This window comes from Pseudomonas sp. GM49 (assembly GCF_000282355.1).
Lineage (GTDB): Bacteria > Pseudomonadota > Gammaproteobacteria > Pseudomonadales > Pseudomonadaceae > Aquipseudomonas.
Genome location: NZ_AKJL01000209.1, coordinates 1 through 12,801, shown reverse-complemented (window position 1 = coordinate 12,801; position 12,801 = coordinate 1). Strand labels below are relative to the sequence as shown.

Annotated in this window: 15 protein-coding genes; 3 read left to right on the top strand and 12 right to left on the bottom strand. The window is 59.8% G+C overall.

Translation table 11 applies throughout. From position 1 onward, the window contains the following. The first annotated feature begins 153 nt into the window (after positions 1-153). Complete coding sequence (locus PMI29_RS10435) at positions 154-1,128, top strand: DMT family transporter (protein ID WP_008000175.1); 975 nt, start codon at positions 154-156, stop codon at positions 1,126-1,128. Here the strand turns inward: PMI29_RS10435 and PMI29_RS10440 are convergent. The 3 genes from PMI29_RS10440 to PMI29_RS31280 all read right to left on the bottom strand — a co-directional run bounded on the left by PMI29_RS10440 (position 1,119) and on the right by PMI29_RS31280 (position 3,110). After that, positions 1,119-2,333 (bottom strand): class I SAM-dependent methyltransferase, encoded by a 1,215-nt coding sequence (locus PMI29_RS10440; protein WP_008000173.1) that lies wholly within the window; start codon positions 2,331-2,333, stop codon positions 1,119-1,121. The genes PMI29_RS10435 and PMI29_RS10440 overlap by 10 nt on opposite strands. A gap of 133 nt (positions 2,334-2,466) precedes the next feature. After that, positions 2,467-2,829 carry a hypothetical protein gene (locus tag PMI29_RS10445; RefSeq protein ID WP_008000171.1) on the bottom strand — a complete coding sequence of 121 codons (363 nt, stop codon included), beginning with the start codon at positions 2,827-2,829 and terminating at the stop codon, positions 2,467-2,469. Between the two features lie 2 nt (positions 2,830-2,831). Next, entirely contained in the window at positions 2,832-3,110 is a 279-nt protein-coding gene (locus PMI29_RS31280; protein WP_081501686.1) for an ogr/Delta-like zinc finger family protein, read from the bottom strand. A 300-nt stretch (positions 3,111-3,410) separates the two neighbouring features. Here PMI29_RS31280 and PMI29_RS31275 point away from each other — a divergent pair, with 300 nt between their 5' ends. Further along, complete coding sequence (locus tag PMI29_RS31275; protein WP_177323281.1) at positions 3,411-3,836, top strand: helix-turn-helix domain-containing protein; 426 nt, start codon at positions 3,411-3,413, stop codon at positions 3,834-3,836. A gap of 112 nt (positions 3,837-3,948) precedes the next feature. On the opposite strand, the gene PMI29_RS10450 is transcribed toward PMI29_RS31275, so the two are convergent. The 5 genes from PMI29_RS10450 to PMI29_RS10470 all read right to left on the bottom strand — a co-directional run bounded on the left by PMI29_RS10450 (position 3,949) and on the right by PMI29_RS10470 (position 6,769). Beyond that, positions 3,949-4,305 (bottom strand): putative holin, encoded by a 357-nt coding sequence (locus tag PMI29_RS10450; RefSeq protein ID WP_008000169.1) that lies wholly within the window; start codon positions 4,303-4,305, stop codon positions 3,949-3,951. Continuing rightward, positions 4,292-4,594, bottom strand: a complete 303-nt coding sequence (locus PMI29_RS10455; RefSeq protein ID WP_008000168.1) for a helix-turn-helix transcriptional regulator — start codon at positions 4,592-4,594, stop codon at positions 4,292-4,294. Before PMI29_RS10455 ends, PMI29_RS10450 begins: the two co-directional genes overlap by 14 nt. A gap of 130 nt (positions 4,595-4,724) precedes the next feature. Next, positions 4,725-5,342, bottom strand: coding sequence for a TPM domain-containing protein (locus PMI29_RS10460; RefSeq protein WP_008000166.1), 618 nt, complete (start codon positions 5,340-5,342; stop codon positions 4,725-4,727). Between the two features lie 28 nt (positions 5,343-5,370). Next, entirely contained in the window at positions 5,371-6,126 is a 756-nt protein-coding gene (locus PMI29_RS10465; protein WP_008000164.1) for a TPM domain-containing protein, read from the bottom strand. Positions 6,127-6,163: 37 nt separating this feature from the next. Further along, positions 6,164-6,769, bottom strand: coding sequence for a LemA family protein (locus tag PMI29_RS10470; RefSeq protein ID WP_008000162.1), 606 nt, complete (start codon positions 6,767-6,769; stop codon positions 6,164-6,166). Positions 6,770-7,018: 249 nt separating this feature from the next. Here PMI29_RS10470 and bglX point away from each other — a divergent pair, with 249 nt between their 5' ends. Continuing rightward, positions 7,019-9,310, top strand: coding sequence for a beta-glucosidase BglX (gene bglX / locus PMI29_RS10475; protein ID WP_008000160.1), 2,292 nt, complete (start codon positions 7,019-7,021; stop codon positions 9,308-9,310). Between the two features lie 152 nt (positions 9,311-9,462). Here bglX and PMI29_RS10480 read toward each other — a convergent pair whose 3' ends face one another. The 4 genes from PMI29_RS10480 to PMI29_RS10495 all read right to left on the bottom strand — a co-directional run. After that, entirely contained in the window at positions 9,463-10,620 is a 1,158-nt protein-coding gene (locus PMI29_RS10480; RefSeq protein WP_008000158.1) for a phospholipase D-like domain-containing protein, read from the bottom strand. A 1-nt stretch (position 10,621) separates the two neighbouring features. Beyond that, positions 10,622-11,212, bottom strand: a complete 591-nt coding sequence (locus tag PMI29_RS10485) for a YceI family protein (protein WP_008000156.1) — start codon at positions 11,210-11,212, stop codon at positions 10,622-10,624. Between the two features lie 103 nt (positions 11,213-11,315). Then, positions 11,316-12,086 carry an IclR family transcriptional regulator gene (locus PMI29_RS10490; RefSeq protein ID WP_008000154.1) on the bottom strand — a complete coding sequence of 257 codons (771 nt, stop codon included), beginning with the start codon at positions 12,084-12,086 and terminating at the stop codon, positions 11,316-11,318. 69 nt (positions 12,087-12,155) lie between these two features. Further along, positions 12,156-12,801: amidase family protein (locus tag PMI29_RS10495; RefSeq protein WP_033052521.1), on the bottom strand; the 646-nt coding region annotated here is incomplete at its 5' end.

Sequence of the window (12,801 nt, the reverse complement as noted above, 5' to 3'; positions counted from 1 at the left end):
GCTGCTGCGCAGCCCAACGGGGGCAAGCCCCCTCGCCACATAGGTGTGTTCGCAACTGTACGGATAAGTCTGTGCCTAGCTGTAACAGCGGACAACCCATGGTTTATGGCTATATGGAGCCTTACCCCATCACCCAAAACTCTGGTTGCCATCATGTCCTCGCGAGAAAACACCGGCATGGCCCTGGGCCTGCTCGGCGTTGTGATCTTCAGCCTCACCCTGCCCTTCACGCGGATCGTCGTGCAGGAACTCCACCCTCTGCTCAACGGCCTGGGCCGGGCACTGTTTGCGGCGGTTCCGGCAGCCTTGCTGTTGCTGTGGCACCGGGAAAAATGGCCGACCTGGAAGCAGGTCAAAGGCCTGACGCTGGTGATGGCCGGGGTGATCCTCGGTTTCCCGGTACTGTCGGCCTGGGCCATGCAAACCTTGCCGGCGTCCCACGGTGCGCTGGTCAACGGTTTGCAGCCGCTGTGCGTGGCGCTGTACGCCGCGTGGTTGTCCCATGAGCGGCCTTCGAAAGCCTTCTGGGCTTGCGCCGCACTGGGCAGTGCGCTGGTACTCGGTTATGCACTGATCAGCGGTGCCGGCAGTATTCAGGCCGGTGACTTGCTGATGCTGGGCGCCATTGCAGTGGGCGGATTGGGGTACGCCGAGGGAGGTCGACTGGCCAGGGAAATGGGTGGCTGGCAGGTGATCTGCTGGGCGCTGGTGCTGTCGACGCCGTTGCTGATCGGCCCCGTGGTGTATCTGGCGCTGCAACATCAGGGCGAGATTTCCGCCAAGACCTGGTGGGCCTTCGGTTATGTCTCGCTGTTTTCGCAGTTCATCGGCTTCTTCGCCTGGTACGCCGGGCTCGCCATGGGCGGCATTGCCCGGGTCAGTCAGATCCAGTTGCTGCAGATCTTCTTCACCATCGCCTTCTCGGCGCTGTTCTTCGGTGAACATGTGGAGCCGATTACCTGGCTGTTTGCTGGCGGGGTGATCGTGACGGTGATGCTGGGCCGCAAGACCGCAATCAAACCCCATGTGGGAGCGGGCTTGCTCGCGAAAGCGGCTCCACATTCAACACCAATATCGACTGACCCAACGCCTTCGCGAGCAAGCCCGCTCCCACAGGATCAGAGGTAGCCGTCAGCCCGGAGCAGGGTTTCCAGACAATGCTCGCTGATGTGATAGAAATCCTTCAGCTCCTGGATCTTCGCCAGCAGCTGAGCCGGGGCCACCGGCTCAGCGCGCTTGACCGCCAGGATCATCTTGTTCTTGTTGGTGTGGTCCAGTGAGATGAACTCGAACACCTTGGTCTCATAGCCGCAGGCCTCAAGGAACAACGCACGCAAACTGTCGGTGACCATCTCCGCCTGCTGGCCCAGGTGCAAGCCGTATTGCAGCATTGGCTTGAGCAGCGCCGGGCTCTGGATTTGCAGGCGGATCTGTTTGTGGCAGCACGGCGAGCACATGATGATCGAGGCGCCGGAGCGGATGCCGGTGTGGATCGCATAATCGGTGGCGATGTCGCAGGCATGCAGGGCGATCATCACGTCCAGTTCGCTCGGCGCCACGCTGCGCACGTCACCGCACTTGAACACCAGGCCGGGGTGCTCAAGCTTGGCGGCAGCGGTGTTGCACAAGGTGACCATGTCTTCACGCAGCTCGACGCCGGTCACCTCGCCTTCGGCCTTCAAGGTGTTGCGCAGGTAGTCATGGATGGCGAAGGTCAGGTAGCCCTTGCCCGACCCGAAGTCCGCCACACGCACCGGTTTGTCCAGCGCCAGGGGCGACGAGGTCAGCGCATGGCTGAACACTTCGATGAACTTGTTGATCTGCTTCCACTTGCGTGACATCGCGGGGATCAGTTCATGCTGCTTGTTGGTCACGCCAAGGTCGGCGAGAAACGGCCGGCTCAAGTCCAGAAAGCGGTTTTTCTCGCGGTTGTGCTCGGCGGATGGCACTTCACGCAATTGCTGAGGTTTGCTCTTGAACAGCGATGACTTGCCCTTTTTGCTGTATTCGAGCTGGGCTTCGTCGGTCAACGACAACAAATGCGCATTTTTGAACGACGCCGGCAGCAGCCCGGCAATGCTCGCCACGCCTTCGGCCAGCGGCAGGTTCCTGGTGATATCGCGAGTCTTGTAGCGGTAGACGAAGGACAGGCATGCCTGCGCCTTGACCGTCACCGGCTTGATGATGATCCGCTGCAGGTCCGCTTCATCGCCGGCGTATTTGGCCAGTATCAGTTTGATAAAGGCGTTTTGATCGAGGCTGGTTTGCAGCAGTTCGATGAACCGGGCGTGATGATCCGGCGCGAGGCTGGCGGGAGTGGCGGTGACGGACATGGAAAAAACGGCCTCAGGCGATGCAAATCGGAGAATGCCGGTATTTTAAGGGGGACGAGGACTTTGGGCACGGGGTTATTTTGTGGCAGGTCCCAGTCATTCAGCCCAGGACCTCTATATAACCGTTGAAACCTCAGGGTTCCACCAGGCGAAGCCTGCGGCTGTTCGGCGAGTTAATGATGTGTTTGACGATCAGCCCCACTGGCACCGCCCAGGTCAGGCCATTGGCAGGGTCAGTCACCACGGCGACCGTTTCGGAACTGGCATCGATGTCCAGGCGCCGACGGTCGTTGCACGACTTGAGTACGCCATAGGCACGGCTAACCAGCCTTTCTGCCAGGTGCATCGGTACATCCATATTCTGCAGATGCTTCACCGCACGACAAAACAGGACTTGATCATCGATCCCCCCTTCACTTTCATGACGCCCCAGAAACGCCTGGGCAATATCCAATAGCTCCTCATTCAGATCTGCATTTTCATCGATGACCTTCATGCTTACGTCTCCTGCGCTACTTCTGTCGTTGCAGGATTGACTGCAGCAGGCCGGGCGGCATGGCGCAAATCGGGTCCGGCGCAAGGCAGGCGTACGGCCGGATTGGGCATGCCACTGGGCGAAAGTTCATGGGTCATTTCAAATTCGGCACGTACCGACCAACCGCACGCTTCCGACGTACATTGCAAATACGCCACCCGCAGAAAAATATGTCGGCCCTCGCTGGTGCGGATGCGCATCCTGTTCAAGCAGTGCGGGCACACCATTTTATAAGTACTCATACTGGATTCCCGGTGGTCATTGGGTGGCAATCAACCTGATCAAACGCAATACTGTTTGAGACATTCATCGCGGTGCTCCGGCCTTGCGAACAGTGTCTGCCAGACATAAGGAAGTGCATCGGGCAGACGCGTAATGGGTTCGAGCCATGCTCGTAGGAAATCACCCTGATACCATTAGGAAGTTTCGTCATCGTATTCTTCTGACTCATCTTTGATGATTGATTACTTACAAGAAAAAAAGTACTCATTACGCATAAATTAGGCACTCAAAAAGCATATGTCAAAAGGAAGAGGCTCAAATTGCGTAGCAAAAAATCACAAGCTGTTCTGGCTCGACTAAAGCAAGTTACGGGTACAAAAACCGATGCTTCTTTATCTTCCGCCTTACAGATCAGCCCGCAAACCCTTAGTAGCTGGCGAGGCCGCGACAGCACGCCATACTCATTATGCGTAGAAATCGCTCAAGCCCGGGGGATCTCCCTTGACTGGTTGCTGCTGGGTGAAGGACCGATCCTGAGACAAACCGTTACTGATTCCCCGGAGGGTAGTCAGGAAAACACAATACGGGAAAACACCATTCTCGCGCTCTGGCGGTTGCTCGACGAAGATGATCGCTGCGCCATACAAAACGCATTGGAGGAAAAGCAACGACTGCGTGATATGGAACTCAGGCTTTGCGAAATGGCCTCTATTCTGGCAACACTCAAACCTTCGAATGAAACTTGATGACCTATGTAATCCGAAGTTTCATTGCTTGAAGACGTGCCATGGGCAACAGGTAGAAATGCGCTGATAACACGCCACCCTGAATACACCTGGACAACCCATTCACGGACCATCATTTGCGCCCTCTCAAGTGTCGAATGATTTCGCCGATACCGGCGCCATCGATCCATTGCATGAGCTTGAGGCTGATGGGAATAACGATCAGCGCGCAAAAAAAGGCTGTTACGCCTTCTGTCAGAAAAGGCGCCAGCGGATGTGCGACAGGCGTAAAGAGGTATCCGACACCGGCAGACAGCAACAAGGAACCGATGCGCTGCCAGGTCTTGAAGTTATTGCGGGCAGTAGTGACCAGCCATGCGCCGAGCATTGCGCCGAACAGTACCTCTCCATTAACGACTGGCAGCGATGCAATCCCCATTCCCAGCATGAGCCCACTGATACCGTTGTAGGTCGAATCAGTCAGGCTCATGCACACCTCGCGCAACGACCGAGTCCACGATGATCGCTCCCGACTCGATCGCCTTGAGCAAGGCGCAAGTGCGAGAGCTGACGTCGAACTTTCGGCGGATATTGGCGAAGTGAAAATTGACGGTAGACTCCGTGCAATTCTCGATCCTGGCGATTTCCCAGGAGGTCTTGCCCTTGAAACACCACATCAGGACTTGAGTTTCTTTCGCCGTCAGCTTCGCCGTTGGTGTACTTCCCTCTCCGCCAGGCGCTACCCGTGCCAAAGAGTCAATCGATTGTCGGGTTGTCATAAGAATCCCTCTTCGCGGGAACACCCGTCGCTGGGCGTCCACTGTTAGAGAGAAATACTGACGACCAGGCCGAACCCGGACAATCAACGGGAGTTGTAGCGACGAGCGCTACACAATGCGATGAAAAGTCTTAGCCGAGCACCACCAACCGGTTCGGCAACTCATTGCGCACGTGGGTCACTGGCACATGCACCTTGAGCAGCTCGCCACAGGCTTCGATACACTGGACGAACCCCTGCAGTGTCTGCCCCTGTTTCACCTGCCGGGTAAACGTGGCGACGATCGCGTCCCAGTTCTTGTTGTCCAGGCGACTGGAAATCCCTTCATCCACCAGGATCTCCACATAACGCTCGGCCTCGGAAACGAAAATAAGCACGCCGGTGCTGCCCTCGGTGTGGTGCAGGTTCTGCTCCAGGAACTGCCGGCGCGCCAGGTTCGAGGCGCGCCAGTGGCGCACCGAGCGCGGGATCAGATGGGTGGTGACTTTCGGCAGGCGGAACACCAGGCACAGCACGATGAAGATGGCCCATTGCACCAGCAGCAGGCTGTGCAGGGTCAGCCAACCGGTGAAGTAATGCACGATGCCCGGCACCAGCAGCGCCAGCAGGCTGGCCCACAGCAACGGGATGTACGCATAGTCGTCGGCGCGGGCCGCGAGCACGGTTACCAGTTCTGCATCGGTGTCGCGCTCGACCCGGGCAATGGCCTCGGCCACTTTGCGTTGCTCGTGTTCAGTCAGTAATGCCATGTCGTGAATTGCCTGCTCATTTTTATTATCACCAGCCGCCGGACGAACCGCCCCCGCCGAAACTGCCCCCGCCGCCGCTGAAGCCTCCACCTCCACCGCCGCCGCCAAATCCACCACCGCCAAAGCCGCCCCCGGATCCACCCGAGCCGCCCCGGCCGGCGGGAAGGATACCGAGCATCTGGCACACAAAAACAGTCAGGATGAACAACATCAGCAAAAACACCAACAACCCGGGATGCCGCGAGACAAAATCGTCCCCCGGATCGCCTCTGGATTCATACGCCGTGGAAGGTTCGTCCAAGGGGTTGCCGCCCAGCACTACCAGCATCGCCGCCACGCCGTCACTGATGCCTTTACTGAAATTTCCGGTCTTGAACGCCGGGGTGATGACCTGATTGATGATCACCGAACTCTGGGCATCGGTCAGGCGATCCTCCAGGCCGTAACCGACTTCGATACGCAGCCGGCGCTCGTCCCGGGCAACGATCAGCAAGGCGCCGTTGTTCTTGTCCTTCTGCCCGATGCCCCAGTGGCGGCCGAGTTGGTAACCGAAGTCGGCGATGTCGGTACCCTGCAAATCCGGCAAAGTCACGACCACAAGCTGCTCGCCGGTGGCTTGTTCATGGGCCTGAAGTTGTTGGGTGAGCTGCTGGCGCACCGATGGCTTGATCATCTGCGCGTTGTCGACCACCCGCCCGGTCAGCGCCGGGAAGCTCAGCTCGGCGCGGGCCGTGATCGCCACCACCCATAATAAAAGCAACAGGCCCGTTTTCAGGACGCGCATTGGCAACCTCTTGCGTGGTGACGCCGATGACCGCTTTTCAGAATTTGACCTCTGGGGCCTTTTCCGAACCCGGTGTGGCTTCGAAGGTCTCGCGCACCGGCAGGTTGCTGTACATCACGCTGTGCCACAAACGGCCGGGGAAGGTGCGGATCTCGGTGTTGTATTTCTGCACTGCGAGGATGAAATCGCGCCGGGCCACGCTGATCCGGTTCTCGGTGCCTTCAAGCTGCGATTGCAAGGCGAGAAAATTCTGGTTGGCCTTGAGGTCCGGATAACGCTCGGAGACCACCATCAACCGGCTCAAGGCGCCACTGAGCTGATCCTGGGCCTGCTGGTACTGCTTGAGTTTTTCCGGGTTGTCGAGGGTCGAGGCATCCACCTGGATCGAAGTGGCCTTGGCCCGGGCCTCAATAACCGCCGTCAGTGTCTCTTCTTCATGTTTGGCGTAGCCCTTGACGGTTTCCACCAGGTTGGGGATCAGGTCGGCGCGCCGCTGATACTGGTTCTGCACCTGACCCCAGGCGGCCTTGGCCTGTTCGTCGAGAGTCGGGATGTTGTTGATGCCGCAGGCGGTCAGCAACGTGGCCAGCATCAGCAGCGTGGCGACCTGCAGGCGCGATCGGTAGGTTGGACTTGCATTCATCAGGATGATGCTCCCTTGTACATTTCATGAAAAAACCGACCGTGAATCCTTCTGAGCCGGCTCTTGGGGCATAATCGCCCGCGCCTCTGGATTGCAACGGGCCAATGGGCTAAAAAGAGGCCCTGCGCGAAAACGTAACCGCCATTTGGCTGTCGTATTCCGAGCCTGCATCCGAACAACAATAGTCGCTCCCTAAATTTTGGCTGGCCGGCGTGTGCATCGCCGTTTGGGCCCTTGAGAAAACTATTCATGAAGAAGCTGTGTTTGCTGGGCCTGTTCGTCAGCCTGGCCAGTCATAACGTATTGGCCGCCACGACCCCCGCACCTCTGGAGAACAAGGACGCCTTCATCAGCAACCTGATGAAGCAAATGACCCTCGATGAAAAAATCGGCCAGCTGCGCCTGATCAGCATCGGCCCGGAAATGCCCCGGGAGATGATCCGCAAGGAAATCGCGGCGGGTAACATCGGTGGTACGTTCAACTCGATCACCCGCCCGGAAAACCGTCCGATGCAGGACGCGGCCATGCGCAGCCGCCTGAAGATCCCGATGTTCTTCGCCTACGACGTGATCCACGGCCACCGCACCATTTTCCCGATCCCGCTGGCCCTGGCCTCGAGCTGGGACATGGACGCCATCGGTCTGTCCGGGCGCATCGCCGCCAAGGAAGCCGCGGCTGACAGCCTCGATATCACCTTTGCGCCGATGGTCGACATCTCCCGCGACCCGCGTTGGGGCCGCACCTCCGAAGGCTTCGGCGAAGACACGTACCTTGTGTCGCGGATTGCCGGCGTGATGGTCAAGGCGTTTCAGGGCACCGGCGCGAACGCAGCCGACAGCATCATGTCCAGCGTCAAGCACTTCGCCCTGTACGGCGCGGTCGAGGGTGGCCGCGACTACAACATAGTCGACATGAGCCCGGTCAAGATGTACCAGGACTATCTGCCGCCGTACCGCGCCGCCATCGATGCCGGCGCTGGCGGGGTGATGGTCGCGCTGAACTCGATCAACGGCGTGCCGGCCACCGCCAACACCTGGCTGATGAACGACCTGCTGCGCAAGGAATGGGGCTTCAAGGGCCTGGCGGTCAGCGACCACGGGGCGATTTTCGAGCTGATCAAGCACGGCGTCGCCGCCGACGGTCGCGAAGCGGCGAAGCTGGCGATCAAGGCCGGCATTCACATGAGCATGAACGACACCCTGTACGGCAAAGAGCTGCCCGGGCTGCTGAAGTCCGGCGAAATCCAGCAGAGCGACATCGATAACGCTGTGCGTGCGGTACTCGACGCCAAGTACGACATGGGCCTGTTCAAGGACCCGTACCTGCGCATCGGCAAGGCCGAGGATGACCCGGCCGATACCTACGCCGACAGCCGCCTGCACCGCGCCGAGGCTCGTGATGTGGCGCGTCGCGGCCAGGTACTGTTGAAGAACCGGAACGAAACCCTGCCGCTGAAGAAAACCGCGAAAATCGCCCTGGTCGGCCCGCTGGCCAAGGCGCCAATCGACATGATGGGCAGTTGGGCCGCCGCAGGTAAGCCGGCGCAATCGGTGACCCTGTTCGACGGCATGACCAACGCCCTGGGCGACAAATCGACTCTGATCTACGCCCGTGGCGCCAACATCACCAGCGACCCGAAAATCCTCGGTTACCTGAACTTCCTCAACTTCGACGCCCCGGAAGTGGTGGATGACCCACGCCCGGCGAACGTGCTGATCGACGAAGCGGTGAAAGCGGCCAAGGATGCGGATGTCGTCGTTGCCGCCGTCGGCGAATCCCGTGGCATGTCCCACGAATCGTCGAGCCGCACCGACCTGAACATCCCGGAAAACCAGCGCGAGCTGATCCGTGCCCTGAAAGCCACCGGCAAACCGCTGGTGCTGGTGTTGATGAACGGTCGTCCACTGACGATCCTCGAAGAGAAAGAACAGGCTGACGCGATCCTGGAAACCTGGTTCACCGGCACCGAGGGCGGCAATGCCATCGCCGACGTGCTGTTCGGCGACTACAACCCGTCGGGCAAACTGCCGATCAGTATTCCGCGTTCGGTCGGCCAGATTCCGACCTACTACAACCACCTGACCATTGGCCGGCCGTTCACACCGGGCAAACCAGGCAACTACACCTCGCAGTATTTCGATGACACCACAGGTCCCCTGTACCCGTTCGGCTATGGCCTGAGCTACACCGAGTTCAGCCTGAGCGACATGGCCCTGTCGTCGACCACGCTGAACAAGACCGGCAAGCTCGACGCCAGCGTCACGGTGAAAAACACCGGCAAGCGCGACGGCGAAACCGTGGTGCAGTTGTACATCCAGGATGTGGCCGGCTCGATGATCCGCCCGATCAAGGAACTGAAGAACTTCCAGAAAGTCATGCTCAAGGCTGGCGAGCAGAAAGTCGTGCACTTCACCATCACCGAGGACGACCTGAAGTTCTACAACACCCAGCTCAAGTACGCGGCGGAACCGGGCAAGTTCAACGTGCAGATCGGCCTGGATTCCCAGGACGTGACGCAGCAGAGTTTTGAGTTGCTGTAATTAATCAAACACCGCACAACCCTGTGGGAGCGAGCTTGCTCGCGATGAGGCCATAACATTCAACATCATTGTTGACTGTCAGGCCGCCATCGCGAGCAATCGAGCGTCGACCGGCTGCTCCCACAGGGTTTTCAGTGTTCAGAAGATTGGGATCAACCGCGCCGATCCAGCAGATTCACCACCACCCGATCCACCCATCCCCACACCCGCTGCTTGACTCGCCGCCACAGTGGCCGGCGCTTCCATTCCTCCAGGCTGACTTGCTGGCTCTGGGCGAAGTCGCGCTCGAAACTCGCGGCTACCGCTCGGGTCAATCCGGGGTCCAGGGCTTCCAGGTTGGCTTCCAGGTTGAAGCGCAGATTCCAGTGATCGAAGTTGCACGAGCCGATGCTCACCCAGTCATCGATCAGGACCATTTTCAGGTGCAGGAAACACGGCTGGTACTCGAAAATCTTCACCCCGGCCTTGAGCAGTCGCGGGTAATAACGATGCCCGGCGTAGCGCACTGACGGGTGATCGGTACGAGGTCCGGTCAGCAGCAACCGCACATCGACGCCACGGGCAGCCGCCCGGCGCAGGGAACGGCGAACTTTCCAGGTCGGCAGAAAGTACGGCGTGGCCAGCCAGATTCGTCGATGGCCGCTGTTCAAGGCGCGTACCAGCGATTGCAGAATGTCCCGGTGCTGGCGGGCGTCGGCATAGGCCACCCGGCCCATTCCCTCGCCCATGGACGGCACCCGCGGCAGGCGCGGCAAACCGAAATGCGAGGCGGGTCGCCAGGCGCGACGATGGCGGTTGGCGATCCATTGCCGGTCGAACAGCAACTGCCAGTCAAGCACCAGCGGCCCGGTGATTTCCACCATCACCTCGTGCCATTCGCTGACGTCTTCCCCCGGGGTCCAGAACTCGTCAGTGACACCCGTGCCGCCGACGACCGCCAGGCTCTGGTCAACCAGCAATAATTTACGGTGATCGCGGTAGAAGTTGCCGACCCAGCGTCGCCAGCTCAGGCGATTGTAGAAACGCAGCTCTACCCCGGCGGCCATCAGCCGCTGACGCAAGGTCAGGGTGAAGGCGAGGCTGCCGTAATCATCGAACAGGCAGCGCACCCGCACTCCGCGTTCGGCGGCCTGAACCAATGCCTGGACCATGGCTTCGGCACAGGCGCCGGCCTCCACCAGATACAACTCCAGCTCAACCTGTTCTTCGGCGCGGGCAATCGCCACCAGCATGCGCGGGAAAAACTGCGGACCATCGACCAGCAGTTCGAAGTGGTTGCCTTCACGCCAGGGAAAAATCGCTCCGGCCATCTCAACGCGCCGTGAAAATCAGCACCGCACTCACCGGCACTGAAAGACTGATCGCCGATAAACCGGCCATTTTGCGTAACGTTTCCAGGCCGGGCGCCAGATCGAAATCTTCGGCGTTGATCACCAGCGGTTCGAGGGTCACCACCTGGAAGCGTCGGTCATCGAGACGGGTCGCCAGCAGTTCGGCGTGGTACTCGTGTTGTTTGCCGTGCAGGTCGACGGTCAACGGCAGGCGCAATTCCAGCTGCGCGCCGGGAGCCAGGTCATTGATCGGGCGCAGATCGATTTTCGTGGTGATCAAGGCGTCGGGAAACCTGTCGATCTGGAACAGTTCCTTGCGCATGCGTTCATCGCGCAACGGAATGCCGCTGTTGATCGACTCCAGCTCGACTTCCACCTGCGCCAGCCCCTGGGGATCGACTTTGCCGTGCAGCACCAGAAAGCGCTGCACTTCGGAAACATTGGCGTTTTTGGTGCTGACAAACGACAGGCGTGAAGACTCGCCATCGAGGTACCAGTCGGCGCGGGCCGACAATGCAGCACCGGTCAGCAGCAGAAAAACGAGGGATCGGAGGGCGGAGCGCTTGAACATAGAGACTCGTAAGGCAGAGAAACCTGTGCTGAACCTTAACCGGCCTGCCACAGGTTGCAAGAAATGTGTTGCCTTGAGTCTCTAAACCACCACAAGTTCCAAATCAGGCCATCGCCTGCTGCACATCGCCAATGGTCGTGGCCAGGCTGTTGAGGTGCAGGTTGAGTACTCGCTCAACCGGCGCCTGATCCATCGGCCAGTGCAGCGCCATGCTGCCGACTAGGCGGCCATCGGTGCGGATCGGCAGGGCCACCGCGCGAATCAGGAACGGCAGGCGCACCGGATACTCCCAGTAACCCTCGGTGCGCTGGCCGAAGCCTTGATGCAATGCCTGCTCAGTGGTGCTGAACAGGGACTCGTCCGTCATTCGCTCACGGCTGGCCAGACGCTCCACTTCATGGCTGTCCAGCTCGCCAAGGCAGGCCCGCCCCATGGCCGAATGGAACAGGCTGGCGTGCTGGCCGACGATCTGGCAGTTGTTCGGGTATCGCTTGCGCAGCACCGTGGGGATCGCGCTTTCCATGACTTCGATCCGCTCGCCGTCAAAGCACGACAGGTCCGCCACCAACCCGGTGCGCTCACTCAACGCCAGCAACAGCGGCGCGGCGTTTTCCACCAGACGCCGCTTGAAGCGCTGCTGGCTGTCACCAAACAGGCGCTTGGCGCACAAGCGATAACGCCGGTCGCTCAGGCCGCGATAGATCCAGCCCTGCTCCTGCAAGGTCAGCAACATGCGCGACACCGTGGCCTTGGGCAGGCTCGTCAGGTAGTGCAACTCCTCCAGCCCCAAAGCCTGATGCTCACCCAGCAACTCGACAATCGCCAGGGCGCGCTCGACGGAACGCACGCTACCGGTTTCTGCCTTGCTCTCCATAGGTTCGATCTCCCTAAGCGCAGATGGATGATCACTTTGCGCAGCAAGATGCGGGCCTGTCCGCTGGGCTCATGCATTTTGCAGACAACCGGGCGGGCAGCGCTTGACCCATTGAGTCAACTGCTCATGGGCATACGCCAGTTGTAAAACCGCAAGGTCAGCCTGGGCCCGACCCATGATTTGCAGGCCCATCGGCAGTCCGGCGGGGTTGAATCCCACCGGCACACTCATGCTCGGCAACCCGGCCAGGGTCGGCCCGATCACCACTTCCATCCAGCGGTGGTAGGTGTCCATGGCGTGCCCGCCAACAACGCGCGGCCAAGGGGTTTGTGCATCAAAAGGAAACACTTGGGCGGTGGGCAACAACAGGAAGTCGTAACGATCGAACAATTCGTTCAGCGCTCGATACCACTCGCTGCGACTGACCGAGGCCTGATAGACATCCGCCGCCGTCAGACGCAACCCGCCCTCGACTTCCCATCGGGCTTCGGGTTTGAGGTGTTCGCGCTTTTGCGCATCGGCATACAACCCGCCGAGGCTGCCTTGCACCAGCCAGTGGCGATGCACCAGCCAGGTTTGCCACAGGCGCTCCATTGAGAAATCCGGCTGGCAGGCCTCGACCTTGCAACCCAGTGCGGCGAAGTCCTGCAACGCCGATTCACACAGGCTCATGACGCCGGGCTCCATCGGCAGGTAGCCGTTGTAGTCCCCCAGC

Excerpts from the sequence above, each read along its gene's own strand:
- PMI29_RS31280 (WP_081501686.1), bottom strand. The coding sequence starts at position 3,110 with ATGAGTACTTATAAAATGGTGTGCCCGCACTGCTTGAACAGGATGCGC.
- PMI29_RS10450 (WP_008000169.1), bottom strand. The coding sequence starts at position 4,305 with ATGAGCCTGACTGATTCGACCTACAACGGTATCAGTGGGCTCATGCTG.
- bglX (WP_008000160.1), top strand. The coding sequence starts at position 7,019 with ATGAAGAAGCTGTGTTTGCTGGGCCTGTTCGTCAGCCTGGCCAGTCAT.
- PMI29_RS10435 (WP_008000175.1), top strand. The coding sequence starts at position 154 with ATGTCCTCGCGAGAAAACACCGGCATGGCCCTGGGCCTGCTCGGCGTT.
- PMI29_RS10485 (WP_008000156.1), bottom strand. The coding sequence starts at position 11,212 with ATGTTCAAGCGCTCCGCCCTCCGATCCCTCGTTTTTCTGCTGCTGACC.
- PMI29_RS10455 (WP_008000168.1), bottom strand. The coding sequence starts at position 4,594 with ATGACAACCCGACAATCGATTGACTCTTTGGCACGGGTAGCGCCTGGC.
- PMI29_RS10440 (WP_008000173.1), bottom strand. The coding sequence starts at position 2,333 with ATGTCCGTCACCGCCACTCCCGCCAGCCTCGCGCCGGATCATCACGCC.
- PMI29_RS10445 (WP_008000171.1), bottom strand. The coding sequence starts at position 2,829 with ATGAAGGTCATCGATGAAAATGCAGATCTGAATGAGGAGCTATTGGAT.
- PMI29_RS10490 (WP_008000154.1), bottom strand. The coding sequence starts at position 12,086 with ATGGAGAGCAAGGCAGAAACCGGTAGCGTGCGTTCCGTCGAGCGCGCC.
- PMI29_RS10470 (WP_008000162.1), bottom strand. The coding sequence starts at position 6,769 with ATGAATGCAAGTCCAACCTACCGATCGCGCCTGCAGGTCGCCACGCTG.
- PMI29_RS10480 (WP_008000158.1), bottom strand. The coding sequence starts at position 10,620 with ATGGCCGGAGCGATTTTTCCCTGGCGTGAAGGCAACCACTTCGAACTG.
- PMI29_RS10465 (WP_008000164.1), bottom strand. The coding sequence starts at position 6,126 with ATGCGCGTCCTGAAAACGGGCCTGTTGCTTTTATTATGGGTGGTGGCG.
- PMI29_RS10460 (WP_008000166.1), bottom strand. The coding sequence starts at position 5,342 with ATGGCATTACTGACTGAACACGAGCAACGCAAAGTGGCCGAGGCCATT.